Origin of the sequence: Neisseria sp. 19428wB4_WF04 (assembly GCF_015235335.1) — a bacterium.
Classification (GTDB): Bacteria; Pseudomonadota; Gammaproteobacteria; order Burkholderiales; family Neisseriaceae; genus Neisseria; species Neisseria musculi.
In genome coordinates, this window is sequence record NZ_JADGLG010000178.1 from 1 (window position 1) to 415 (window position 415).

General features: G+C 68.0%; 1 protein-coding gene. It reads right to left on the reverse strand.

From position 1 onward, the window contains the following. On the reverse strand, positions 1-415 hold a 415-nt coding region (locus tag IR141_RS12885; RefSeq protein ID WP_194198407.1), incomplete at both ends, for a F0F1 ATP synthase subunit gamma.

The following is a 415-nucleotide window of genomic DNA, read 5'->3' on the forward strand; positions in this document are numbered from 1 at the left end:
GCTCCTGGGTGATCTCGGCCTGACGGGCGTTGTTCATCAGGAGGGTGTAGTCCTTGATGAGGCTCGTGGCGTTGTCGCCCGCCGACTTCATGGCGCGCTGACGGTTGGCGAGCTCCGAGGCCGCCGACTGCAGCATCGCGTTGAAGATGCGCGACTCGATGTACTTGGGCAGCAGCGCGTCGAGGACCTCCTCCGCGTCCGGCTCGTACTCGTAGAGCGGCAGCACGTCCTCGGCGGTGGCGGCCTCCTCCTCGACGACCTCGAGGGGCAGCAGGCGCACCACGTGGGGGTTCTGCTTCACGAGCGAGACGAACTCGGTGAACACGACGTGGATCTCGTCCACGCCGCCGTCCGCCGTGTCCGTGAGGAACGCGTCCACGAGCACCTCGCCGATCTCGGCGGCGCGCTCGGCGAC